Annotated in this window: 24 protein-coding genes and 1 riboswitch; of the genes, 6 read left to right on the forward strand and 18 right to left on the reverse strand. The window is 75.3% G+C overall.

The genetic code is table 11. The features are described from left to right. Nucleotides 1-30 precede the first annotated feature (30 nt). Both J116_RS26855 and J116_RS26860 read left to right on the forward strand, forming a co-directional pair. Nucleotides 31-2,100 carry an NAD-binding protein gene (locus tag J116_RS26855; RefSeq protein WP_023590177.1) on the forward strand — a complete coding sequence of 690 codons (2,070 nt, stop codon included), beginning with the start codon at nucleotides 31-33 and terminating at the stop codon, nucleotides 2,098-2,100. A 99-nt stretch (nucleotides 2,101-2,199) separates the two neighbouring features. Further along, nucleotides 2,200-2,622 carry a cold-shock protein gene (locus J116_RS26860; RefSeq protein ID WP_023590178.1) on the forward strand — a complete coding sequence of 141 codons (423 nt, stop codon included), beginning with the start codon at nucleotides 2,200-2,202 and terminating at the stop codon, nucleotides 2,620-2,622. 366 nt (nucleotides 2,623-2,988) lie between these two features. Here J116_RS26860 and J116_RS26865 read toward each other — a convergent pair whose 3' ends face one another. After that, a complete protein-coding gene (locus J116_RS26865; RefSeq protein WP_023590179.1) occupies nucleotides 2,989-3,252 on the reverse strand; it encodes a hypothetical protein in 264 nt (87 codons plus the stop codon). 56 nt (nucleotides 3,253-3,308) lie between these two features. Further along, nucleotides 3,309-3,788 (reverse strand): NUDIX domain-containing protein, encoded by a 480-nt coding sequence (locus J116_RS26870; RefSeq protein WP_023590180.1) that lies wholly within the window; start codon nucleotides 3,786-3,788, stop codon nucleotides 3,309-3,311. Nucleotides 3,789-3,841: 53 nt separating this feature from the next. On the opposite strand from J116_RS26870, the gene J116_RS26875 reads away from it, so the two are divergent. After that, nucleotides 3,842-4,675 (forward strand): uracil-DNA glycosylase, encoded by an 834-nt coding sequence (locus J116_RS26875; protein ID WP_023590181.1) that lies wholly within the window; start codon nucleotides 3,842-3,844, stop codon nucleotides 4,673-4,675. Here J116_RS26875 and J116_RS26880 read toward each other — a convergent pair. Continuing rightward, nucleotides 4,665-5,402 carry a GntR family transcriptional regulator gene (locus tag J116_RS26880; protein ID WP_023590182.1) on the reverse strand — a complete coding sequence of 246 codons (738 nt, stop codon included), beginning with the start codon at nucleotides 5,400-5,402 and terminating at the stop codon, nucleotides 4,665-4,667. The genes J116_RS26875 and J116_RS26880 overlap by 11 nt on opposite strands. Nucleotides 5,403-5,620: 218 nt before the next feature. Here J116_RS26880 and J116_RS26885 point away from each other — a divergent pair, with 218 nt between their 5' ends. Beyond that, complete coding sequence (locus J116_RS26885) at nucleotides 5,621-6,811, forward strand: zinc-dependent alcohol dehydrogenase (protein ID WP_023590183.1); 1,191 nt, start codon at nucleotides 5,621-5,623, stop codon at nucleotides 6,809-6,811. A gap of 98 nt (nucleotides 6,812-6,909) precedes the next feature. Here J116_RS26885 and J116_RS26890 read toward each other — a convergent pair whose 3' ends face one another. Both J116_RS26890 and J116_RS26895 read right to left on the reverse strand, forming a co-directional pair. Beyond that, the gene (locus J116_RS26890; protein ID WP_023590184.1) at nucleotides 6,910-8,325 is read right to left on the reverse strand and encodes an FAD-dependent oxidoreductase; all 1,416 of its coding nucleotides are present in this window, start codon (nucleotides 8,323-8,325) and stop codon (nucleotides 6,910-6,912) included. A 23-nt stretch (nucleotides 8,326-8,348) separates the two neighbouring features. Next, nucleotides 8,349-8,726 carry an ArsR/SmtB family transcription factor gene (locus J116_RS26895; protein ID WP_028964577.1) on the reverse strand — a complete coding sequence of 126 codons (378 nt, stop codon included), beginning with the start codon at nucleotides 8,724-8,726 and terminating at the stop codon, nucleotides 8,349-8,351. 121 nt (nucleotides 8,727-8,847) lie between these two features. Here J116_RS26895 and J116_RS26900 point away from each other — a divergent pair, with 121 nt between their 5' ends. After that, on the forward strand, nucleotides 8,848-10,788 hold the full coding sequence (locus J116_RS26900) for a heavy metal translocating P-type ATPase (protein WP_023590186.1): 1,941 nt from the start codon (nucleotides 8,848-8,850) through the stop codon (nucleotides 10,786-10,788). Between the two features lie 73 nt (nucleotides 10,789-10,861). Here J116_RS26900 and J116_RS26905 read toward each other — a convergent pair whose 3' ends face one another. The 9 genes from J116_RS26905 to dhaK all read right to left on the reverse strand — a co-directional run bounded on the left by J116_RS26905 (nucleotide 10,862) and on the right by dhaK (nucleotide 18,733). Next, complete coding sequence (locus tag J116_RS26905) at nucleotides 10,862-11,413, reverse strand: PadR family transcriptional regulator (RefSeq protein WP_023590187.1); 552 nt, start codon at nucleotides 11,411-11,413, stop codon at nucleotides 10,862-10,864. A 76-nt stretch (nucleotides 11,414-11,489) separates the two neighbouring features. After that, a complete protein-coding gene (locus J116_RS26910) occupies nucleotides 11,490-13,523 on the reverse strand; it encodes an NADPH-dependent 2,4-dienoyl-CoA reductase (protein WP_023590188.1) in 2,034 nt (677 codons plus the stop codon). 167 nt (nucleotides 13,524-13,690) lie between these two features. Continuing rightward, a complete protein-coding gene (locus J116_RS26915; RefSeq protein WP_023590189.1) occupies nucleotides 13,691-14,536 on the reverse strand; it encodes an energy-coupling factor ABC transporter ATP-binding protein in 846 nt (281 codons plus the stop codon). After that, entirely contained in the window at nucleotides 14,536-15,282 is a 747-nt protein-coding gene (cbiQ, locus tag J116_RS26920; RefSeq protein WP_023590190.1) for a cobalt ECF transporter T component CbiQ, read from the reverse strand. The genes J116_RS26915 and cbiQ overlap by 1 nt, the downstream gene beginning before the upstream one ends. Before the next feature lie 5 nt (nucleotides 15,283-15,287). Further along, nucleotides 15,288-15,764: an energy-coupling factor ABC transporter substrate-binding protein gene (locus J116_RS26925; protein WP_023590191.1), complete on the reverse strand. Its 477-nt coding sequence runs from the start codon at nucleotides 15,762-15,764 to the stop codon at nucleotides 15,288-15,290. Beyond that, on the reverse strand, nucleotides 15,761-16,453 hold the full coding sequence (locus tag J116_RS26930; RefSeq protein WP_023590192.1) for an energy-coupling factor ABC transporter permease: 693 nt from the start codon (nucleotides 16,451-16,453) through the stop codon (nucleotides 15,761-15,763). The genes J116_RS26925 and J116_RS26930 overlap by 4 nt, the downstream gene beginning before the upstream one ends. A 29-nt stretch (nucleotides 16,454-16,482) precedes the next feature. After that, nucleotides 16,483-16,685, reverse strand: a riboswitch (cobalamin riboswitch). Nucleotides 16,686-16,719: 34 nt separating this feature from the next. Further along, the gene (locus J116_RS26935; protein ID WP_023590193.1) at nucleotides 16,720-17,136 is read right to left on the reverse strand and encodes a PTS-dependent dihydroxyacetone kinase phosphotransferase subunit DhaM; all 417 of its coding nucleotides are present in this window, start codon (nucleotides 17,134-17,136) and stop codon (nucleotides 16,720-16,722) included. Continuing rightward, the gene (dhaL, locus tag J116_RS26940) at nucleotides 17,133-17,735 is read right to left on the reverse strand and encodes a dihydroxyacetone kinase subunit DhaL (protein ID WP_028964578.1); all 603 of its coding nucleotides are present in this window, start codon (nucleotides 17,733-17,735) and stop codon (nucleotides 17,133-17,135) included. The genes J116_RS26935 and dhaL overlap by 4 nt, the downstream gene beginning before the upstream one ends. Nucleotides 17,736-17,740: 5 nt before the next feature. Beyond that, nucleotides 17,741-18,733 (reverse strand): dihydroxyacetone kinase subunit DhaK, encoded by a 993-nt coding sequence (gene dhaK, locus J116_RS26945; RefSeq protein ID WP_028964579.1) that lies wholly within the window; start codon nucleotides 18,731-18,733, stop codon nucleotides 17,741-17,743. A gap of 420 nt (nucleotides 18,734-19,153) precedes the next feature. Between dhaK and J116_RS26950 the strand changes: the two genes are divergently transcribed. After that, nucleotides 19,154-19,648: a hypothetical protein gene (locus tag J116_RS26950; protein WP_023590196.1), complete on the forward strand. Its 495-nt coding sequence runs from the start codon at nucleotides 19,154-19,156 to the stop codon at nucleotides 19,646-19,648. A 125-nt stretch (nucleotides 19,649-19,773) separates the two neighbouring features. Here the strand turns inward: J116_RS26950 and J116_RS26955 are convergent, their stop codons facing one another. The 4 genes from J116_RS26955 to J116_RS26970 form a co-directional block, all read right to left on the reverse strand. Further along, nucleotides 19,774-21,417, reverse strand: coding sequence for a polyamine aminopropyltransferase (locus J116_RS26955; protein WP_023590197.1), 1,644 nt, complete (start codon nucleotides 21,415-21,417; stop codon nucleotides 19,774-19,776). 14 nt (nucleotides 21,418-21,431) lie between these two features. Further along, the gene (locus J116_RS26960) at nucleotides 21,432-21,869 is read right to left on the reverse strand and encodes a DUF350 domain-containing protein (protein ID WP_023590198.1); all 438 of its coding nucleotides are present in this window, start codon (nucleotides 21,867-21,869) and stop codon (nucleotides 21,432-21,434) included. Nucleotides 21,870-21,947: 78 nt separating this feature from the next. Continuing rightward, complete coding sequence (locus tag J116_RS26965) at nucleotides 21,948-22,355, reverse strand: DUF4247 domain-containing protein (protein ID WP_023590199.1); 408 nt, start codon at nucleotides 22,353-22,355, stop codon at nucleotides 21,948-21,950. Continuing rightward, entirely contained in the window at nucleotides 22,352-22,846 is a 495-nt protein-coding gene (locus tag J116_RS26970; protein WP_023590200.1) for a DUF2617 family protein, read from the reverse strand. The genes J116_RS26965 and J116_RS26970 overlap by 4 nt, the downstream gene beginning before the upstream one ends. Nucleotides 22,847-23,251: the final 405 nt, after the last annotated feature.

Raw genomic sequence — 23,251 nt, forward strand, 5'->3', positions numbered from 1 at the left:
CAGCCAAGCCACCCACCCGCGATGGGCCACATGGTCGTCTGCGGCGACGACGCGCTGGCCCACCGCCTCGCGCACGAGCTGAACGACGTGTACCGCGAGCGGGTCACCCTCGTCGTCCCCGGCCACCCCGCCGCCGCCCCCAGCGAGCCCGGCCGCCGCGCCGGCGGACGCGGCACGGGACTGGGGGTCGGCGCCCTCGCCCTGTTCGGCCGCGTCTCCGCCGCCATGACCCGCCCGGCCTCGGGCGACGGGCGTACCGGGGCGCCCGGACGCGGCGGCGCACCCGGTCCGGGACCGGGCGCGGGGCCCGGCGGTGGAGCGGCGGCCGGCACGGGAACCGCGCGCGGCCGCGGCCACCTCGCCCCGTACGACCCCGCCCCGCACGACCAGCCCGGCGGCCAGGGGCAGCGGCGCGCCGTGCGCGTGGTCGAGGTGGCCGAGGCGGACGAGGCGGTGCTCGTCGAGGCGGGCGTCGAACACGCCGCCGCCCTCGCCCTCGTCCACGAGGACGACGAGACCAACATCCGCACCGCCCTGCTGGCCCGGCGCCTCAATCCCCGGCTGCGCCTGGTCATCCGCATGTACAACCGCAAGCTCGGCCAGCATCTGGAAGAGCTCCTCGACCAGGCCGCCGCCCTCGCCACCCCCGGCATCGACCCGGAGGTCCTCGACGCCTCCACCACCGTCCTGTCCGACGCCGACACGGCCGCGCCCGCGCTCGCCGCCACCGCCGTCGCCGGCACCAGCAAGATCGTGCACGCGGACGGGCTGCTGCTGCGCGCCGTCGAACGCACCCCGCCCCGCCCCGGCGAGGTAGCCGACCGCGGCCTGTGCACCCTCGCCCTGCTGTCGTCCACCGCCACCGACCCGGCCGGCAGCGACGGCACCGACAGCAGCGGCGACCAGGGCCCGCAACTGCTCCCCGACGACCAGGCCGTGGCCGCCGCCACCGGACGCGGCACCGTCGCCCTGGAAGCCATCTCCTACGCGGGCCCGACCCTGCCCAGGACCCGGCTGGGCCTCGCCGGGTCCGTGCCGTTCGCGTCGCTGTTCTCGCCGAGGCTGCGCTGGTCGCTCGCCGGGCTCGTCGCCGCCGTCGCCGCCATCGCCGTGGCGTCCTGGCTCACCACCGACGACCACCCCCTGCACGCCGCCTACCTGACGCTGCTGGACATCTTCGCGATCAACGACCCCGCCCTGGAGGCCCCCGTCGAACGGCAGGTCCTCCAGATGCTGGCCGGGTTCGTAGGGCTGCTCCTGCTGCCCATCCTCGTCGCCGCCCTGCTGGAGGCCCTCGGCACGTTCCGCACCGCCACGTCCCTGCGCCGCCCGCCGCGCGCCCTGTCCGGCCATGTCGTGCTGCTCGGCCTCGGCAAGGTCGGCACCCGCGTCCTGACCCGGCTGCGGGAGCTGGACATCCCCGTCGTCTGCGTCGAGTCCGACCCGGAGGCCCGGGGCGTCGCCACCGCGCGCCGCCTGCGCGTGCCGGTCGTGCTGGGCGACGTCACCGAGGAGGGCGTCCTGGAGGCCGCGCGCGTCCACCGGGCGCGCTCCCTGCTCGCCCTGACGAGCCTCGACATCACCAATCTGGAAGCCGTCCTGTACGCCCGGTCCGTCCGCCCCGACCTGCGCGTCGTACTGCGGCTGTACGACGACGACATCGCGACCGCCGTGTACCGCACCCTGCGCGTCGCGCACCCCGAGGCGCTCACCCGCAGCCGCAGCGTCTCCCACCTGGCCGCCCCCGCCTTCGCCGGCGCCATGATGGGCCGCCAGATCCTGGGCGCCATCCCCGTGGAGCGGCGCGTCCTGCTGTTCGCAGCGGTCGTCGTCGCCGGTCACCCGGAGCTGGAGGGCCGTACCGTCGCCGAGGCGTTCCGGCCCGGCGCCTGGCGGGTGATCGCCCTGGACCCGAGCGCCCCCGACGAGCGGCGACCCGACCTGGCCGCCGTGCACCACGGCGCCGACGAGGGGCGCACCGGCCTCGTGTGGGACCTGCACCCCGGGTACGTGCTGCGCGCCGAGGACCGCGTCGTCCTCGCCGCGACCCGCCGCGGCCTGGCCCAGCTGCTCGGCCGGGGCGGGTCGGCCACCCCCTGACGCACACCGCGCCCCGCGGGTGACTAGGGTGTTCCGCGGTCCGGCCGGGCCGCGCAGCGCGGTGGCCGGCGGTGAGCGGCGAGGTGTGGAGGAACAGCTGTGCTGATGTTGGGGAAGATCCTGCGGTTCGACGAGGTGCGCGGCTACGGCTTCATCGTGCCCCGCGAGGGCGGCGAGGACGTCTTCATGCACGCGAACGACCTGGTGGACGAGAAATACCTCTACCAGGCCGGCCGCGAGGTGGAGTTCTACCTGGAGATGGGCGACAAGGGCCCCAAGGCGTCGGAGATCCGCCTCGTGGACCGCGCCGCCACCCGGGCGCCCGCCCCGCGCGTGGAGCGGGACGGCGGCCTCGACCAGCTGGACGACGACACCCTGGACGTGCTGACCACCGCCGAGTTCCGCACCGAGCTGACCGAGGCGCTGATCGAGGCGGACGGCACCCTGACCGCCGTCCAGCTCAAGCGCGTCCGCACTCGCGTCCTGGAACTCGCCCGCGACCACGGCTGGGTCGAGGCGTAGGGGCCCGCGCCCGGGCGCCGCACGCGCCCGGGCGGAGAGCCGACGCCGGGCGGCGAGCGTCCGGCGGCCCCGTATGCCGTCCGTACGAGTCCACCCCGCCCGCTCGAGGACGACGGGGCGGAGCCGCTGTTCACCCCGGCGCAGCGGCGGCTGTCGGCGGCGATGACCGCGTACTGGGCGGCCTTCGCCCGGTCCGGCGACCCCGACGCCCCGGGGCCTGCCCCGGCGGGCGCCTTGCCCACCGGGCGAGCGCCCCCCGTACACCCAGTCGCTGGCGCCCGACCGGATCGGCCCCGTGGACCATCACCACGAGCACCGCCTCGGCTTCTGGTCCCGTCTGCCCTGACGGGCCGCCACCGGCCGCTCCTACGACGGCCCTGACGCCGTGTCGTCGAGCGGACCGGGCGCCGCGCCCGCGCGCAGCCCGGCCGCCAGCCGGAGCAGCCGCGCCTCGTTGCCGGACAGGCCCGCGCGGCGCAGCGCCTCGTCGGCCTCGGCCATCGGCGACGCCAGGTGGACGGCCGCCATGGGCGCGAGGCCCGGGTCGGTGAGGACGGCACGCGCGGTCTCCACCAGACGGAGGTAGGCCTGCGCCGCCGCGCGCTCGGGCACCGTGGGGGTGGTGGTCATCTCTCGCTCCCTCTCGACGGATCGGTGCCCCCAACCCTTCCGTACCCCACTGACATTCACGGGACGTCACGTCCACGCACCAGCTCCGCCAGCCGCTCCAGGAACACCCGCTGCCCGGCCACGAGCCGTTCGGCGGCCTCCTCGGGGGCGAACCAGGCGACCCGGTCCACCTCCGGGAACTCCCGCGTCACGCCCGAACCGCGCGGCCACTCCATCGCGAACGTCCCCGGCACCACCAGCGCCGGGTCGAGGTCGCCCTCCACCGCCCACGCCGTGACGACCTTGCCGCCCGCCTGCCGCGCCTCCCCGAGCGGCACCGGCTCCCCGTCCGGTACGGGCAGCCCCAGCTCCTCGGTGAACTCCCGCCGTGCGGCCGCGAGAGCCGCCTCGTCGTCCGCGTGCTCGCCCTTCGGCACCGTCCACGCCCCCGCGTCCCGCGCCGCCCAGTAGGGCCCGCCCATGTGCGCGAGGAGCACCTCCAGCCGCCCGCCCGGCATACGGAACACCAGCAGCCCCGCGCTGCGCTTCACCACCATGCGCGCCAGTCTGCCCGGCGCCGCCCGGCCCCGCCGCGTTACCGTCGGGCGGTATGGCACAGGACCACCCCGACAGCCCCGCCCCTCCCGGCCGGCCCGGCGGCCCGAGACCCGGGCCCGGCCGCGCGGACCCCGACGACCCGGCCTTTCCCGCCCGTACGGCGCCCGGCGCGGCCTCGCTGGAGCGGCTCGACGCGGCCGTCGCCCGGTGCCGGGCCTGCCCGCGCCTGGTCGAGTGGCGCGAGCGGGTCGGCCGCGAGGGGCGCCGCGCCTACGAGGGCTGGGACTACTGGGCCCGCCCCGTTCCCGGCTTCGGCCCGCCCGACGCGGCGCTGCTCGTCGTCGGCCTCGCCCCGGCCGCGCACGGCGGCAACCGCACGGGCCGCATGTTCACCGGCGACCGTTCCGGCGACGTGCTGTACGCGGCCCTGCACCGCCTCGGCCTGGCCAGTCAGGCCGAGGCGGCCTCCCGCGACGACGGGCTGCGCCTGTACGGGGTACGGGTCACCGCGCCCGTCCACTGCGCCCCGCCCGGCAACCGCCCCACGCCCGGCGAGCGCGACACGTGCCGCCCCTGGCTGGCCCGCGAGCTGGACCTGCTGCGGCCCACCGTCCGCGCCCTGGTCGTCCTGGGCGCCTTCGGCTGGCAGGCGGTCCTCCCGGCGCTCGCCGCGGCCGGCTGGTCGGTGCCGCGCCCCAGGCCCCGGTTCGCGCACGGCGCCCGGGTGAGCCTCCCGGCGACCGGTGACGGGGCCGCCCTGGAGCTGTTCGGCTGCTACCACGTCAGCCAGCGCAACACGTTCACCGGCGTGCTCACGCCGGACATGCTCGACGACGTCCTCGGCACCGCCGCCCGAGCCGCCGGTCTGGCGACGGCTACGCCGTGAACTCGTAGGTCAGCGGCGCCGACCGGGGCGCGAAGCGGATGTCCGTCACCTCCAGCACATGGCCGTGCTGGTCGTACACCTCCCGGTGCACCGTCAGGTAAGCGGCGACCGTCGGCAGCGCCACCCCGATCGACTCGCGGCGCGTCAGCCGCAGCCCCGCCCGGTGCATCCACCGGTACGCCGGGCGCAGGTCGGGGCGGCGCACCGGCCGGAACTCCGCCCGCCGGTAGCGGCCCAGTTCGGGCACCGCGGCGAGCGCGTACCGGGAGAAGCGGGATATCGCGCCGTGCTCCAGCACGCCGTCGGGGCCCAGCACCCGGTGCCGGTGGACGAGCGTCGGCTCGCCGGGCAGCAGCCCCAGCAGCTCCGCCGTCCGCCCCGGCGCCGGCTCCCAGCCGACCGCCGCCTCCACCGCCCGGTCCGCGCCCGCCACGGTGACGGGGAAGTCCAGCTGCCCGGAGCCCAGCACCGGACCGGGCCCGCCCGCCGCCGGTGCGGCGGGCGCCGCGAACGTACCGCGGCGTTCCGTCACCACGAGACCCTCGTCCCGCAGCAGCCTCAACGCGCTGCGCACGGTCTGCCGGTTGACCCCGAAGCGGTGTACGAGGGAACGCTCGGACGGGAGCCGGGCGCCCGGGGTCGTCCCTCCTGCCATGAGGTCGTCGCGGAGCGCGGCCGCGACCCGGAGATAGAGCGGGACCGCCGTGGAGGCGTGGGGCTCAGCCATGTTTCAACCCTCGATTTCGCGCAGCGTAGCCGTGTGTGCCGTGTCGGTGAGCACATCCCTATCATTGGTCTAAACCTGTTGGGAAGCGGGTCTCTCCCATTTCCGACCAGTCCCGGTGAACTCTGGCCGAAACGGATTCGCGGCGGAGGCCCCGGGTACCCGGCCACCGCCATGCGCCGAGGAGCCACCGGCACCCACCGGGGAAGGAGAAGGGGACCATGAAGGCCGTCACCTGGCACGGGAAGCGCGACGTCCGCGTGGAAGACGTCCCGGACCCGCGGATCGAGGAGCCCACGGACGCGGTCATCCGGGTCACCTCCACCGGTCTGTGCGGGTCCGACCTCCATCTGTACGAGGTCTTCGGCCCCTTCATGACCCCCGGCGACATCCTGGGCCACGAACCCATCGGCATCGTGGAGGAGGTCGGCGCGCAGGTGCCGGACCTGCGCCCCGGCGACCGCGTCGTCGTGCCCTTCCAGATCGCCTGCGGCCACTGCTGGATGTGCGACCGGGGCCTGCCCACCCAGTGCGAGACCACCCAGGTCGCCGACGAGGGCAGCGGCGCCGCCCTGTTCGGCTACTCCCGGCTCTACGGCTCCGTGCCCGGCGCCCAGGCCGAGTACCTGCGCGTCCCGCAGGCCCAGTTCGGACCCATCAAGGTCCCCGAGGGGCCGCCCGACGACCGGTTCCTGTACCTCTCCGACGTGCTGCCCACCGCCTGGCAGGCCGTCGCGTACGCCGACGTGCCGCGCGGAGGCAGCCTGGCCGTCCTCGGGCTCGGCCCCATCGGCGAGATGAGCTGCCGCATCGCCCTCCACCAGGGCGTCGAACGGGTCATCGGCATCGACCTGGTGCCCGAGCGCCTCGGCCGCGCCCGCACCCGCGGTGTGGAGGTCTTCGACCTCACCGCCTACGACGGCCAGGACGAACTGGTCGCCGCCGTGCGGGAGGTCACCGGCGGCCGCGGGCCCGACTCCGTCATCGACGCCGTCGGCACCGAGGCCCACGGCAGCCCCGTGGCCAAGGCCCAGCAGCAGATCGCCGGGCTCCTCCCGCGCGCCTGGGCGGCCCGCCTCCACCAGAAGGCCGGCGCCGACCGGCTCGCCGCGCTGTACCTCGCCATCGACCTCGTACGGCGCGGCGGCACCATCTCCCTCAGCGGCGTCTACGGCGGCGCCGCCGACCCGCTGCCCATGCTGACCCTCTTCGACAAGCAGATCCAGCTGCGCATGGGCCAGGCCAACGTCCGCCGCTGGACCGGCGAGATCCTGCCGCTGCTCACCGACGACGACCCCCTCGGTGTGGACACGTTCGCCACCCACCATGTGCCGCTGTCCGACGCGCCGCACGCGTACCGGATGTTCCAGCACAAGGAGGACGGCGTCAGCAAGGTCGTCATGCGGCCCTGAGCATCCCCCTGACCGGCCCTGAGAGCCCCCCGACCGGACCCGGGCATCTTCCGTCCGTCGGGGGCCCGGGGCCGCCGGGCGCATTGGGCGACGTGCCGTCAGCCCTGTCCCGAGTCCCTCCACAGCGGCGGCAGTTCGAGCGTGGCGGGCTCCGGACGGAACAGCACGGCCCGCGCCACCCGCGGCGCGAACAGCGCGGTCAGCGGCTTCGTCAGGGACTGCGCCCGCCGGAACGCCGCGCCCACCTCGGGGTCGCCCCCGACGCGCCGCTGCACCCGCGCCAGATACCATCCCACCGGCCGGTCCACGAGCCCCGGACGCGCCGCGCTGCCGAGCGCGCCCGGCATCTTCTTGTCCGCGCCCGCCGAGATGTCCCACGCCTGCCGTGAGGCCGCCAGCAGCGCCCGCTGCACCCGTGCCGTGGTCGGCGTGCGCCGCCGGTCCGCGAGCGCGTCGCGCAGGGCAACCGCCGTCAGCGCGGCGACCGCCATCCCCTGCCCGTAGATCGGGTTGAACGTGCACAGCGCGTCCCCCGCCACCAGGAACCCGGCGGGACGGCGCCCCGGCCGGTCGTAGCGGCGCCGTACGTTCGCGGTGGCCCGGAAGCCGTACACCGGCGAGACCGCCTCGGCCTTCGCCATCCAGTCGCGCAGCACCGGGTGCGGCAGCCGCGCCGCGAACTCCTCGAACGCCTCCGCCTCGCCGGGCGGTTCCTGCCCGCGCAGCCCCGACAGGGTGACGAGGAACCGGCCGTCCTCCATGGGCAGCGCGACCCCGCTGTACGGCTGCCCGGGGTTGGGCACGACGAAGTAACCGGCCGCGTCCGTGTCGTCCGCGTGCCGGTCGTGCCGGTACACACGCGTCGCGTAGGCGAGACCCGTGTCGATGGTCTCCTCGTACGGCGGCTCCGCGCCCAGCTCCGACAGCCACTGCGACGCGCGCGACCCGCGCCCCGACGCGTCCACCACCAGGTCGGCGCCGATCACGCGCGGCTCGCCGCCCCTGCCCGCGCCGCGCTCGCGCACCAGGACCCCCCGCACCCGCGCGGCGTCGCCCACCAGCCCCACCGCCTCCGTCGCCTCCACGGCCGTGATCCGCGGGTCGGCGAGCACCCTGCGCCGGATCACCCGCTCCACCAGCGGCCGGGACGCGGTGATGATGTCGACCATGGCGTCCATGCGCCGGAACCAGGTCCCGGCCTGCCACTGCACCACGTCCTCGGGCATTCCCACGCGGGGCGCGCCCGCCGCCAGCAGCTCGTCCACGGCCCCCGGCAGCAGCTGGTCCAGGGCCTGCCGGCCGCTCTCCAGCAGCACGTGCAGATGCCGCCCCTGCGGGACGCCCGCGCGCTGCTCGGCCTCCTCGGGGTACCGGTCCCGCTCGATCACGGTGACCCGCTCGGCGTGGTCCGCGAGCACCCGTGCGGCGAGGAGTCCCGCGATGCTGCCGCCGACCACCACCGCGTGGCGCGTCCCGCTTCCCGCCCCCGGACCGCTGCCCAACTCGTCGGTCATGTCCGCCCCTTCGCGTCGACGTCCTACGACGGACCAGTATCCACGCCGGGTCGGGGCAGGTCGCGGGCGCCGAGCCGCAGGTGCTCGATGTGGTAGACGGCCTCGTCGAGGAGCTGGGCCACGTGGTTGTCGTAGAGGCTGTACTCGATCCGGCGGCCCTGCCGCACCCCGTGGACCAGGCCCAGGGCCCGCAGCAGCCGCAACTGGTGGGAGACGGCCGACTGCTCCATGGCGACGGACTCGGCCAGCTCGGTCACCCCGCAGGGGCTTTCCCTCAGACGGGTGAGGATCATCAGCCGGGACGGCGTGGCCAGGGCCTGCAGCGTCGCGGCGATGGTGGCCGCGGCGTCCGCGTCGAGGCGGCCCGTGGGGGTGGCCCCGGCGTTCGCTCCATGTCCCATGCGGGCCATCGTAACCGCGCGATCAGTCATACAAATGAAGACGTCTTCATGTGTTCCGCTATGGTGGACGCGGCGCGCACCCGCGCCCGTTGCCGCCCCCGCCTTGGAAGAGGTGTGCCCGATGGCCTCCCCGGTGCTCGACACAAGCCCGGCGCGCCCGCCCGCCGCGTCCCCGCCCCCGGTCCGCCGCACCCGGCTGTCCGCGCTGCCCGAAGTGCGCTGGGCCGCCCTCTCGACGGTCGCGTTCCTCGCCGCCTTCCCCCTCGACCTGGCCGGTGCCCCCGCCTGGGCGTGGGGCCCGCTGTACGCCGTCTGCTACGTCGCGGGCGGCTGGGAGCCGGGCTGGGCGGGCCTCCAGGCGCTGCGGGAGAAGACCCTCGACGTGGACCTGCTGATGGTGGTCGCCGCGCTGGGCGCCGCCGCCATCGGCCAGTACCTCGACGGCGGCCTGCTGATCGTCATCTTCGCCGTGTCCGGCGCGCTGGAGGCGCTCGCCACCCGGCGCACCGCCGACTCCGTGCGCGGCCTGCTCGACCTGGCGCCCGCGCGGGCGGTGCGGCTGCGCGCCGACGGCACGGAGGAGGCCGTGGACGCCGCCGCCCTGACGGTCGGCGACACCGTCCTCGTGCGACCGGGGGAGCGGCTGCCCGCCGACGGCACGGTCGTCGACGGCGCGAGCGACGTGGACCAGGCCACCATCACCGGCGAGCCGCTGCCCGTCGCCAAGACCCCGGGAGACCAGGTCTTCGCGGGCACCCTCAACGGCACCGGCGCCCTGCGGGTCGCCGTCGGCAAGGACCCCGCCGACTCGGTCATCGCCCGGATCGTCGCCATGGTGGAGGAGGCCAGTGCCACCAAGGCGCCGACGCAGCTGTTCATCGAGAAGATCGAGCAGCGCTACTCGGTCGGGGTCGTCGTCGCCACCCTCGCCCTGTTCTCCCTGCCCCTCGCGTTCGGCGCGGCCTTCGAGGAGACGCTGCTGCGGGCCATGACGTTCATGATCGTGGCCTCACCCTGCGCGGTGGTCCTCGCCACCATGCCGCCGCTGCTGTCCGCCATCGCCAACGCCGGGCGCCACGGCGTCCTGGTCAAGTCCTGTGTCGTCATGGAGCGGCTCGGCGCGGTGGACCGCGTCGCCCTCGACAAGACCGGCACGCTCACGGAGGGCGCCCCGCGCGTCGCGGAGGTCCGGGTGCTGCCCGGCTCGCCCCTGACGGAGGATCAGGTGCTCGCCCTCGCGGCCGCCGCCGAGCTGCCCAGCGAACACCCGCTGGCCCGCGCCGTCGTGGCCGCCGCCCGGGAGCGCGGGCTGCCTCTCGCCGGTGCCGAGGAGTTCTCGTCGGCGCCCGGCCGGGGCGTACGCGCCCTGGTGGACGGGCGGAAGGTGGAGGTGGGCCGACCGGGCGAGGCGTCCGGCGCCGTACGGGAGGCGGAGGCGGCGGGCCGCACGGCCGTCGAGGTCGCCGTGGACGGGGTCCCCGTCGCGGTCCTCGGCATCACCGACCGGCTCCGCGAGGGCGCCCCCGCCGCGGTCGCCGCCCTCACCCGCCTCACCGGCACGGCGCCGACCCTGCTGACCGGCGACGGCGAACCCGCCGCGCGGAGCGTCGCCGCCGAGACGGGCATCACGGACGTACGGGCGGGGCTGCTGCCCGAGGACAAGGCGGCCGCCGTCCAGGCCTGGGAGCGCGAGGGCCGCCGCACCCTCGTCGTCGGCGACGGCGTCAACGACGCGCCCGCCCTCGCCGCCGCGCACACCGGCATCGCCATGGGCCGCGCCGGTTCCGACCTGGCCCTGGAGACCGCCGACGCGGTGGTCGTGCGGGACGAACTGGCCACCGTCCCCGCGGTCGTGGCCCTCTCCCGGCGCGCCCGCCGACTGGTCACGCAGAACCTGGTGATCGCCGGGGTCTGCATCGGGGCCCTGGTCGTCTGGGACCTGGCCGGCCACCTGCCGCTGCCGCTGGGCGTGGCGGGCCACGAGGGCTCCACGGTGCTGGTCGGGCTCAACGGCCTGCGCCTGCTGCGCGAGTCCGCCTGGCGCAGGGCCGCGTCCGCCTGACACCCGCGCCTCGTCCGCCCGGGGCCCAGCCCACCGGGCGGACGAGGCCACGCTGCGTGAGAGTCGAGTCCGCTCAGTCGTCCGGGTCGTCCAGGACTCCCAGCCCTTCAAGAGCCTCCGTCAGCCACGCCATCCAGAACCGCTCCAGCTCGATTCCGCCGCGCAGCACGAGGTGCCGCAGCCGGTCCGCCTCCGAGTCCCGCTCCGGCGGGAACTGCCGCCGCTCCATGGCCAGGTATTCGTCCAACTGCGCTCGGTGCAGCTCCAGATGGCGGCGCAACTCGTCCGCCATGCCCTCCGTCCCCACCACGGCGGCCGCGCGCAGCCGCAGCAGCAGCGCGCTGCGGATCGGCTTCGGGTCCTCGGCGCGCCGCGTCCAGTCCGCCAGCTCCTCCCGGCCGGCGGACAGCACCTCGTACTCCTTCTTCTGCCCCCGTACCGGTGTCGCCGGGGCGGGCAGGGCCCGGATGAGCCCCGCCTGCTCCAGCTTCCCCAGCTCGCGGTAGATCTGCTGGTGGGTCGCCGACCAGAAGTAGCCGATCGACCGGTCGAAGCGCCGGGTCAGTTCGAGGCCCGACGACGGCTTCTCCAGCAGAGCGGTGAGGATCGCGTGCGGCAGTGACATGCCCGCATCCTAGGGACCGCGCGGCCGGGCGCCCCGTCCAGGGACCGGCGGACGGGGCGCCGGGGCCGTGCGGCGCCTACAGCGTCGCGGCCAGGCGGGTGCCCTGGTCGATGGCGCGCTTCGCGTCCAGTTCCGCCGCCACGTCCGCGCCGCCGATGAGGTGCGCCCGCACCCCCGCCGCCGTCAGCTCCTCGTACAGGTCGCGGCGCGGCTCCTGGCCGGTGCACAGCACCACCGTGTCCACCGGCAGCGTCCGTGCCTCGCCGTCGACGGTGATGTGCAGACCCTCGTCGTCGATCCGCTCGTACGTCGCCCCGGCGACCATCGCGACGCCCCGGTGCTTCAGCTCCGTGCGGTGGATCCACCCGGTCGTCTTGCCCAGTCCGGCGCCCACCTTGGTCGTCTTGCGCTGGAGCAGCGTCACCCGGCGCGGCGGACGCGGCCGCTCGGGGGCGCGCAGGCCGCCCCGCTCGCCGTACGAGGTGTCCACGCCCCACTGCCGGAAGTACGTCTCCGGGTCGAGGCTCGCTCCCTCGCCGCCGTCCGTCAGGTACTCGGCGACGTCGAAGCCGATGCCGCCCGCGCCCAGGATCGCGACCCGCTCGCCGACGCGCGCGCCGCCCCGCAGCACGTCCAGGTAGCCGACGACGCCGGGGTGGTCCACGCCCTCGATGTCCGGGACGCGCGGGGTGACGCCCGTCGCGACGACCACCTCGTCGTACCCGCCCAGCAGGCCGGCGGAGACGTACGTGCCGAGCCGCACGTCCACGCCGCGCAGCTCCAGCTGGATCCTGAAGTAGCGCAGGGTCTCGGCGAACTCCTCCTTGCCGGGCACCCGCCTGGCCACGTTCAGCTGCCCGCCGACCTCGTCGGCCGCGTCGTACAGCGTGACCTCGTGGCCCCGCTCGGCCGCCGACACGGCGCAGGCGAGCCCGGCGGGCCCGGCGCCGACGACGGCGATCCGCTTGCGCAGCCGGGTGGGGGAGAGGACCAGCTCCGTCTCGTGGCAGGCGCGCGGGTTGACCAGACAGGAGGTGATCCTGCCGCTGAAGGTGTGGTCGAGGCACGCCTGGTTGCAGCCGATGCAGGTGTTGATGGTCTCCGGCCGGCCCTCGCGGGCCTTCGCCACGAAGTCGGGGTCGGCGAGGAACGGCCGGGCCAGCGACACCATGTCGGCGCGGCCGTCGGCGAGGACCTGCTCGGCGACCTCGGGGGTGTTGACGCGGTTGCCGGTGACCAGCGGCACCGACACGGCGCCCATCAGCCGCTTCGTCACCCACGTGTAGGCGGCGCGGGGCACCGAGGTGGCGATGGTCGGGATGCGGGCCTCGTGCCAGCCGATGCCGGTGTTGATGATCGTCGCCCCGGCGGCCTCGATCTCCTTCGCGAGCGCGACGACCTCCTCCAGCGTCGAGCCGCCGGGCACCAGGTCCAGCATGGACAGCCGGTAGATCAGGATGAAGTCCTCGCCGACCCGCTGCCGGGTGCGGCGGACGATCTCCAGCGGGAAGCGCGTCCGGTTCTCGTATGAGCCGCCCCAGCGGTCGTCGCGGTGGTTGGTCGCGGCGGCGATGAACTCGTTGATCAGATAGCCCTCGGAGCCCATGATCTCGACGCCGTCGTACCCGGCGGACTTCGCCAGCTCCGCCGCCCGTACGTAGTCCTCGATGGTCTGCTCGACCTCGTCGTCCGTCAGGGCGTTCGGGACGAACGGGCTGATCGGCGCCTGGATCGCGCTCGGCGCGACCAGCTGCGGGTGGTAGGCGTAGCGGCCGAAGTGGAGGATCTGCATGGCGATCCGCCCGCCCTCGGCGTGCACGGCCTCCGTGACGACGCGGTGCCGCGCGGCCTCCTCCTCGGTGGTGAGCTTGGCCCCGCCCTCGTACGGCCGTCCCGCGTCGTTCGGGGCGATGCCGCCCGTCACGATGAGGGCCGCCCCGCCCCGGGCGCGGGCCGCGTAGAAGGCGGCCATCCGCTCGAAGCCGTTCTCCGCCTCCTCCAGGCCCACGTGCATGGAGCCCATGAGCACCCGGTTGGGCAGGGTGGTGAAGCCCAGGTCGAGCGGGCTCATCAGACGCGGGTACGGGGACGGGCTCGGGGTCGGGGTCATGAGGGGCGCCTCCTCGCGCGCGGTGTCATCGCCCCTGTTGTAGACGACGGCGAGCCGTTTGTGCAACAAGTTGCATAAGGTGCGGGGCGTGAGCTGCGGCACGCTCGGCCTGTGTCCCTGTACCGCCTGTGTCCCTGTGCGCCCGTGCGTCCCGTCCCGCCGCCGGGTCAGCCCGGCACCCGCCCCGCCGTCCAGGCGTCCAGCTCCTCCGGCGTGTACGGCACCGGCTCGTCGGCGCCCAGCAGCCCCCGCGACCGCAGCAGCCGCGCCACGGCCATCGCCCACGGCCGCCGCAGCCGCGCCGCGTCCAGCAGTTCCGCGTCCGCCAGCAGCTCCGCGACCGGCCCGGTGCGCAGCCCCTCCGGCGTGAGCACCGCCGCGTCGTCCGCCCACCGCAGCGCCAGGTCCACGTCGTGCGTGGCCATCACCACCGTCGTCCCGGACGCCCGCAGCCCGTCCAGCGCGGCCAGCAGCCGCTCCTGCCCATGGGGGTCGAGCCCGGCCGTCGGCTCGTCCAGGATCAGCACCCGGGGCCGCATCGCCACGGCGCCCGCGATGGCCGCCCGCTTCCGCTGCCCGTACGACAGCAGATGCGTCGGCCGCTCCTCCAGCGCCGCGATGTCCAGCGCCTCCAGCGCCGCCCGCACCCGGGCCCGCACCTCGTCCTCCGAAAGCCCCAGGTTCATCGGACCGAACGACACGTCCTGCCCGACCGACGCGGCGAACAGCTGGTCGTCGGGGTCCTGCACGACCAGCTGCACCGTCGTACGCAGCCGGGTCAGGCCCTTCCGGTCGTATTCCACGTCCTCACCGGCCACCCGCAGCCGCCCGCTCGCACACCGCAGCCCGCCGCTGAGCAGCCGCAGCAGTGTCGTCTTGCCGCTGCCGTTGCGGCCCAGCACGGCCAGCGACCGCCCCTCGGGCACGGCGAAGTCGACCCCCGACAGGACGGCGGGGCCGTCCTCGTAGGCGAACCCCGCCCCGACCAGCTCCACCACGGCGGCCTTCGACATCACAGCGACCTTTCCAGTACGAGGGTGAGGGCGACCACCGCCGCCAGCAGCGCCGCCGTCGCGGCGAGGAAACGGCGGTCCACCCGCGCCTCGGGCACCAGCACCCGCAGCGTCCCGTCGTAGCCGCGCCCGGCGAGCCCCGACTGGAGCCGCGCCGCACGGTCGAAGGCCCGTACGAAAGCGGTCGCGGCGAGCCCCGCCACCGACCGCCACGCCGCCGCCCGGCTGGTCAGCCCCAGCCGCGCGGCCTGCGCCTGCCGGATGCGGGCCACCGCGTCCAGCAGCAGGAACCCGATCCGGTACATCACCAGCGCCACGTCCACCACCGGCGCGGGCACCCCCGCCCGCACGAGCCGGGGCAGCACGTCCGAGACGGGTGTGGTGAACGCGAACAGCAGCAGCCCGAGGGACGCCGCCGAAGTGCGCAGCAGCAGGTGGGCGGCGTGGACCGGGCCGTCCGGCGCGAGGGCCACGAACCCGGCGGGCCCGCCCACCTGGAACAGCAGCGGCACGGCGCCCGTCACACAGAACCCGAGTGGCAGCCGCCACGCCCGCCACAGCTGGCGCGGCGCCACCCCGGCGGGGCCGAGCAGCACGGCGAGGGCCGTGGCCGCGACCAGGACGGCGCCCGGCCACGGCGGCAGGGACACCGCGCACCCGGTCAGCCCGAAGCCGAGCACGGCCTTCTCGGCCGGATGGCGGCGGCGCCAGCGACTGCTGTGCGCCGCCACGTCGATGGGCAGCACCCGCGCTACTCCCCGGACGCCGACGACCGGTGCGCCCCCGGCCCGGCCTGCCCGGCGGCCCCGGCCTCGCTCCCGGCAGCCGCGACGGTCCCGGCCTCGCCCGCCGACACGGCCCCGGTCCCGGCCTCGCCCGCTTCGGCCCCGGTCACAGTCCCGCCCTCGGACGCCATGGCCTCCCGGGCCCGCTCCTCGCCCTGGCGGCGGCCGCGCCGCAGCCCGAAGTAGTACGCCAGCACGCCCGCGCCGAGCGCCGCCTGGAGCGAGAACAGCGCCGACTCGACCTCGCCGGACGGCGGCTCGTACAGCGGCGTGAACCACGGCTCGTAGTCCGGGGCGTTCTCCGCGATCGCCGTCTCCGCCTGCGCGTCGGCGCCCGCGAACGGCTCCTCCTCGCCCTCGCCGAGACCCAGCGCCAGCGGCAGCACCGCCAGCGCCACGACCACCAGCACGAGCAGGACGTTGATCCTCGCGTTACGGCTCATCGGACCGCCGCCCCCTTCGCCGTGTCCGCCGCCGGAAGCACCCCGAGCCGCGCCAGATCACCCTTGCTGGACTGCCGCAGCAGCCGCATGACCAGCACCGTCAGCAGGCCCTCGCTCACCGCGAGCGGCAGCTGCGTCACCGCGAAGATCCCGCCGAACTTGGCGAGCGCCCCCGCGAAACCGGTCCCCGGGTCGGGGAACGCCAGCGCCAGCTGCACGCTCGTCACGCAGTACGTGGACAGGTCCGCGACGAACGCGCCGAAGAACACGGCCACCATCAGGGGCGCCCCGGTCCCGCGCAGCAGCCGGTACAGCCCGTACCCGGCCCACGGACCGACGACGGCCATCGAGAAGACGTTCGCGCCGAGCGTGGTGAGCCCGCCGTGCGCCAGCAGCAGCGCCTGGAACAGCAGCGTGATCGTGCCGAGCACCGCCATGATCGGTGGCCGGAACAGGATGGCGCCCAGGCCCGTGCCGGTGGGGTGGGAGCAGCTGCCCGTCACGGACGGGATCTTCAGCGCCGACAGGACGAAGGTGAACGCCCCCGCCGCGCCGAGCAGCAGCGTGGACTCGGGGTTGGCCCTGACCTCCCGGGTCAGCGCCCGGACACCGTGGACGACGAAGGGGGCGGCCGCCAGTGTCCAGGCGACCGCGTGTTCCCGGGGCAGAAACCCCTCGGCTATATGCATGTGGGGGAGACCCTCTCCAGCACCTCGTGGATGGACAACGCGCCCTGGCCGGTCTCCTGGCTGACGGGTCGTACCGCCTCGGCTCCGCCTTCCCGGATGCCGCGGTCTCCCGCGGCGGTCCAGTGGCTTCCCCGCTCGCGCGGAGGGTGGAGCCGGACATTCCCGATCACAGTGGCGAGGGCCGCACCGGCTTTGCACCGGTTTCCCGTACACCAAGGCCCTGCGACAGTAGTGCGTTGACCAGCTCCCTCACAACCGCGCCCCGGTCAGGCCTTGCGGTAGCCGTACGCCTCCTCCGCCGCAGCCGCGACCGCGTCGAGGTCGCCGCCCGCCGCCGCGGTGACCACCGCCGCGACCGCGCCCTCCAGGAACGGCGCGTCCACCAGCCGCGTGCCGGCGGGCAGTTCGTCGCCCTCCGCGAGCAGTGCCTTCACCGTCAGTACGGCGCTGCCCAGGTCCACCAGGACGGCCACCCCGGCGCCCCGGTCCACCTCGCGCGCGGCCCGGGCGATCAGCTCGGCGCTCGTCCCGAGCCCCCCGTCGGGCCCGCCCCCCGCGGCCGCCACGGGCACCCCGGAGGCCCCGCCCGCGAGGCCCAGCGCCAGCCTGACCACGGCGGAGGCGACCTCGGCGCTGTGCGACACGAGGACGACCCCGACCCCGCTTCCCGGAGCCCCGGTCACGACGCCACCTCCGCGAGCGCGGCGAACAGCACGGCGGCCGAGGTGGCGCCCGGGTCCTGGTGGCCGACCGACCGCTCCCCGAGGTAACTGGCCCGGCCCTTGCGGGCGAGCATCGGCACGGTCGCCGCCGCGCCCTCCCGGGCGGCCCGCGCCGCCGCCGCGAAGTCGCCGTCCCGCGCGAGCGCCGCCACGCCGGGCTCCAGCGCGTCCAGCATCGTCTTGTCGCCCGCCGTCGCCCCGCCGAGCTGCGCCACCGCCGCGACACCGGTGCCGAGCGCCTCGGCGAGCGCCTCCGGCGTCACCTCGGCGGCGTCGCCCAGTGCCTTGCCCGCGCGGCGCAGGAGCGTCCCGTACAGCGGCCCGGACGCGCCGCCGACCGTCGAGATCAGCTGCCGTCCCGCGAGGACGAGTACCGCCCCGGGCGTGGTCTGCGGCTCGGCGTCCAGGGCGGCGGCGACCGCCGCGAAACCGCGCCGCATGTTCGCGCCGTGGTCGGCGTCACCGATGGCGGAGTCCAGTTCGGTGAGGTGGTCGGCCTCGCGTTCCACGGCGGCCGCGGCAGCCGCCATCCACCGCTGGAGGAACCCGGCGTCCAGCACGGCGCTCACCGCCCCCACCGCAGCGCCGGGGTCTGCACGGGCGCGTCCCACAGCCGCAGCAGCTCCTCGTCGGCCTGGCACAGCGTCACCGACGCGCCCGCCATGTCCAGGGAGGTGACGTAGTTCCCGACGAGCGTCCGCGCCACCGGCACCCCGCGCTCCTTGAGGACGCGGTGCACCTCCGCCCCGAACCCGTACAGCTCCAGCAGCGGCGTCCCGCCCATGCCGTTGACCAGCAGCATCACGGGACCCGACGGGTCCAGGTCGTCCAGTACGGCGTCCACGGCGACGTCCGCGATCTCCCGCGCCGTCATCATCGGCCGCCGCTCCCGCCCCGGCTCGCCGTGGATGCCGACGCCGAGCTCCAGTTCGCCGGGCGGCAGGTCGAACGTCGGGCCGCCCTTCGCGGGCGTGCTGCACGCGCTGAGCGCCACGCCGAAGCTCCGGGAGGCGGCGTTCACCCGGCGGGCGATCGACTCCACCCGCTCCAGCGGCGCGCCCTCGTCGGCGGCCGCGCCCGCGATCTTCTCCACGAACAGGGTCGCGCCGGTCCCGCGCCGCCCCGCCGTGTAGAGGCTGTCGGAGACGGCCACGTCGTCGTCGACGAGCACCTTGGCGACCTGGACGCCCTCGTCCTCGGCGAGCTCGGCCGCCATGTCGAAGTTCAGCACGTCACCGGTGTAGTTCTTCACGACGAACAGCACCCCGGCCCCGGAGTCCACCGCGGCGGCGGCCCGCACCATCTGGTCCGGAACGGGCGACGTGAACACCTCGCCCGCAGCGGCGGCCGACAGCATGCCCGGCCCCACGAACCCGGCGTGCAGCGGCTCGTGCCCGGACCCGCCCCCGGAGACGAGCGCCACCTTCCCGGCGACGGGCGCGTCCCGCCGTACGACGATCCGGTTCTCCACGTCCACGGTCAGCTCCGGATGCGCGGCGGCGAACCCCCGCAACGCGTCGGCGACCACGGTCTCGGGCACATTGATGAGCATCTTCAACGCTGCCTCCAGGCGACGGGCTGGATGGTGCTGGTGATGACGGACGGTCAGGGCGCTTGCCGGGACCCGTCTGCCATTCTTCACGCCCCGGGCGCCGGATACGCGCTCCGCACGCGACGCGTGCCGCTCCGGTCGCCGCCGCGCGCCGCCACGGCACGACCCGCTTCTCGTTCCGGGTGGACGAGCCCGCGATCCCCGCCATGCCGCCCGGGCGGCCCCTGGGCCGACGCCGGATGGGCGCAGCCGCGCTGGTTCGTAGGGACCCGCTGCCGGAGCCGGCGTACCCGCACATCGTGATCCGCCTCGGCCCCGGCCCCGACGCCTCGGCCCACGGCCAGGCCCCCGGTCTACGGCCCCTGCCGGCGCACCGGCATGATCGACGCCGTCAGGACGAGCGGCAGCACCCACCAGGAGAGACCCGTGGACCTCGTTCTGGACCCGCCCCGTGGCGTCGGGCCCGTGCGCCTGGGCATGACCGCCGAGGAGGCCCTCGCGGCCGTAGCCCCCTGGCGGACACCCCGGACCAGGCCCGCCGACGGCCTCCCGGAGGCCATCTTCACCGCCTGCCGGGAGATCGGCGTGAACATCCACTTCGAGGGGCCCGGCGACGCCGTCACCGCCGTCGAGCTGTGGTGGCCCGGTGAAGGCCGCACGACGGACGTCCGGGTGCTCCTCGACGGCGACGAGGTGTTCACGACGCCCGCCGACGAGCTGTTCCGGAAAGCGGAGGGGCGCGGCTGGACCGTCGACCGGACCGAGCCCGAGTACCCCCGCATCCCCGGCCTCTCCCTGGGCTTCACCCGCCAGACGTCCCAGGAGGTGCCCCGCGCCCGCGGCGGCCTCCCCCTGTACGTCACATCCGTCCTCGTCGGCGGTGAGGACTACTACGACGCCTGTCGCGCCTCCGGCGACTGAGGCTCCGGCGACGGCGGCCGCAGCGGGTACGACCCGGCGAGCCCGACGGCCTCACGCGCGGTGTGCCGGGGTGGGCGGCCACGGCCCCCGGGCCCCGCCGCTGGTTCGGCCCCGTGGCGGCGGGCTCAGTAGTTCTGCCACTCGTGGCGGGTGTACTCCAGGACCGCCGGGTCCATGAGCGTGCTGGCGCGGACGTCCTGGGGGCGGCGGTCCACCGGGAACACCGTGGCCGCCTCGAGCACCGCGTCGTCCAGGAAGCGCAGCCGGGGCGCGTCGGGGGCCAGCCGCAGCGGCGGGGCCTCGCCGCCCCGGCCGGGCGAGGCCAGGACGAAGCCCCAGTTGCCGAAGCTCGGCACGTCCACCTGGTAGGCGGTCGTCGCGTACCCGGCCTCCCGTACCGTCTCGGCGATCGACCAGTACGACTTGGGCGCGAAGAACGGCGAACCGGCCTGCACCACGACCCGGCTCTCCGGCTTCAGGACGTGCGTGAGCAGATGGTAGAACTCGACGCTGTACAGCTTCGCCAGGGCCGCCGTGTCCGGGTCCGGGAAGTCGATGACGACCGCGTCGTACCGCCGCCCCGCGTCCCGCAGCCACGTGAAGGCGTCCGCGTTGACGGCCGTGACGCGCGGGTCGGCGAGCGCACGCCCGTTGAGGTCCACCAGCGGGCCGAACGTGCGGGCCAGCCGGGTCATCGCCGGGTCCAGATCGACCAGCGTGACGTCCTCCACGTCGTCGTAGCGCAGCACCTCCCGCAGCGCCAGCGCGTCACCGCCGCCCAGCACCAGCACCGACGACCGCTTCCCCGCGAGCGCCGGGTGGACCAGCGACTCGTGGTACCGGTACTCGTCCACCGAGGAGAACTGAAGGTCCCCGTTGAGGAACAGCCGCGTGTCGGGCGCCCCGGTGAACGCGGTCGAGCGGGTGACCACGATGTCCTGGTACGGGGTGGTCTCGGCGTGGACGATCGGGTCCCGGTACAGCTTCTGCCGCGCCGTCACCTCGATGTCGTCGGCGAGCGCGTACACCGTGGCCAGCACCGCGAGGACGGCCGCCACACCGCCCAGCAAACCCGCGCGGACGATCATTCTGGTCTCGCGGCGGAAGATCCACAGGACGACCCCGCCCCCGGCGACGGCGTTGACCGCGCCCACCACCAGGGCGCCCTTCAACTGCCCGAAGGCGGGCAGGAGCAGCAGCGGGAAGCACAGGCCGCCGATGAGAGCGCCGACGTAGTCCGCGGCGAACATGTCGGCGACCGCGCTGCCCGCCTCCTGCCGTCTGATCCGCTGGAGCAGCGTCATCAGCAGCGGGATCTCGGCGCCGATGAGCAGCCCCACGACGAAGCAGGCCACCACCATGGCCGGCATGTAGATCCGCAGCCAGGAGAACGCCACGTACAGCAGGAGCACCGACAGCCCGCCGACCAGGCCGAGGAGCAGCTCGACCAGGGCGAACGCGCCGACCGCCCGCCGCTGGAGCGGCTTGGCGGCCAGCGAGCCGATCCCCATGGCGAACACCATGACGGAGATGACCACGGAGGTCTGCATCACGGAGTTGCCGATGAGGTAGCTGCCCAGCGCGGTCAGCGCCAGCTCGTAGACCAGGCCGCAGGCGGCGCAGACGAACACCGCGAGGAGCAGCAGCACCCGGGTCCCCCGCGGGTAGCGGGGGCGCGTCGGAGCGGTGGCGGGCGGGGCGTCGCCGGTGGTGGTGCCGACGCTGTCGGGGCCGGTGCCGGCGCTGTCCGGGACGGTGGTGGTGCTCATGAGGTGAGGAGGTGTCAGGAGACGGCGGCGCCGACCATGAAGGCCGTACCGAGGTACATGGCCGCCTGGACCCATGCGGCGGGGTGGGCGGCGGTGCCGTTGTCGTCGAGGACGGCCGCGCCGAGGCGGCCGGGCGTCAGCAGGCCGATGAGCAGCGAGATGAGGGTCATCACGACGACGCCCGCGAGCCCGTACAGCAGGGTGCTGAGCAGCCCGTAGCCGAGGCCCAGCTCGGACTCGCTGGCGCGGATGGACGCCTCGATGACCAGGCCGACGGCGACCATCTGCCCGGCGAGGAGCACGGCCGCGCCCCGGTTGCGCTCGGTCCACACGACGTGGAACAGCTTGCCGGGGGTCACCAGGTCGAGCGCGACGAAGCCGACCACCATCACGACGAAGCCGACCAGGCCGTAGAGCACGGCGATGCCGGCCGACTCGAAGATCTCTGCCACGGGGATGCCTTTCGGGAACGTCGTCGGGGAATCGTGGGCGGGGTGGCGCCGGAGCGCCGGGTCACTTGCCGGAGCGGGTCACTTGCCCGAGCCGGGGCCACCGCCGCGGAAGCTGGCGCTGTCCGGGTCCGGCCAGCTCCTGAGGTGCGACTTCCAGCGCTTGTGCCCCGTACGGTAGTCGGCGACCTCGATGCGGCTGCCGGTGAGGAACGGGCTGATGGCCACGATGTCGTCGCGGTAGCGCAGGAACACCTTGTCCTCGGAGTCGAGCCGCTCCGTGGCCGAGGAGTGGCCGTGGATCTCGTCGGCGACCGTGGAGGGCTGGTCCACGGCGTCCACGTAGTCGGCCCCGCTGGGCGTGTACTCGCTGCTGAGATAGGTGTACGGGACGGGGTTGCCGTCGTCCGCCGGTTCGTCGGCGCAGCCGGCGAGGAAGGCCGCGGCGAGCAGCAGCGCGGTGATGCGTCGGGCGGGGGCGGTTCTCATCGGGCCTCCAGCCGGGTGTGGGTCGCCACGATCCGGCGGCTTCTCGGGTACGTGTGCCAGGTGCGCCAGGTCAGCGCCGTGCCGTCCCGCTCGACGGTCAGCGCGGTGACGGCGTCGGGGGAGCCGGGGAAGACGCCGTAGAGGGAGTCCGGGTGGGCGTCCGCGAGGTCGCGGACGCGCGCGACCTCGGCGCCGAACCCGGAGGCGGAGTACGTGTCCACGCGGGCGCCGAAGGAGTAGTGCCAGCCGTCGAAGTCATGGGCCGCGGCCTCGGGCAGGCCGCCCCGGACACCCGGCAGGCAGGCGACGGTCTCGCGGACCGGGCCCGCGCACACCTGGTGGGAGGCGCCGAGCAGCCGCAGCTGCACGTCGAGCCCGCCGACGGTCAGGTCGCGTACGGCCAGCGCGTCGCGGACGGGGTGGCCGAGCGTGAAGGACAGCTGGTCGGCGTCGGTGTCCAGGTACGGCGTGTCCAGGGCTATGCCGTTCACCAAATCCCCCGAGAGCCGTACGTGCGCGAGCGCCGCCGAGTATGGCACAGGGCCTGCACCACACCCCCGCGGGGGAGCGCGGGGGCGTACGCGCGGGAGGCACGTGGAGGGCAACGCGGCGGACCCGCGCGGGAGCAGGGAGGAGAGCGTGGCGCGCGGGCCAGGAGCGAGGGAGCGCGCGCGGGCGGCGCGCACTCCGACGGGCGCGGGCACGTGGCGTCTTCCCTCTTGTACGGCTCCGCCCCGCACCGCCCTCGCTCGGCTGCTCGCTCACGCCGGCTGCGGGCCGGCCGTGGAGCGGTCGTGGACCGGTCGTGGACCGGTCGTGGACGTGGCCCCGTGGACCCGGCCGTGGACGCGGCCTCGGAGGTCGGCTCCCGATCGGGCCCTGGACCCCGCCCTGCA

Origin of the sequence: Streptomyces thermolilacinus SPC6 (genome assembly GCF_000478605.2) — a bacterium.
Classification (GTDB): Bacteria; Actinomycetota; Actinomycetes; order Streptomycetales; family Streptomycetaceae; genus Streptomyces; species Streptomyces thermolilacinus.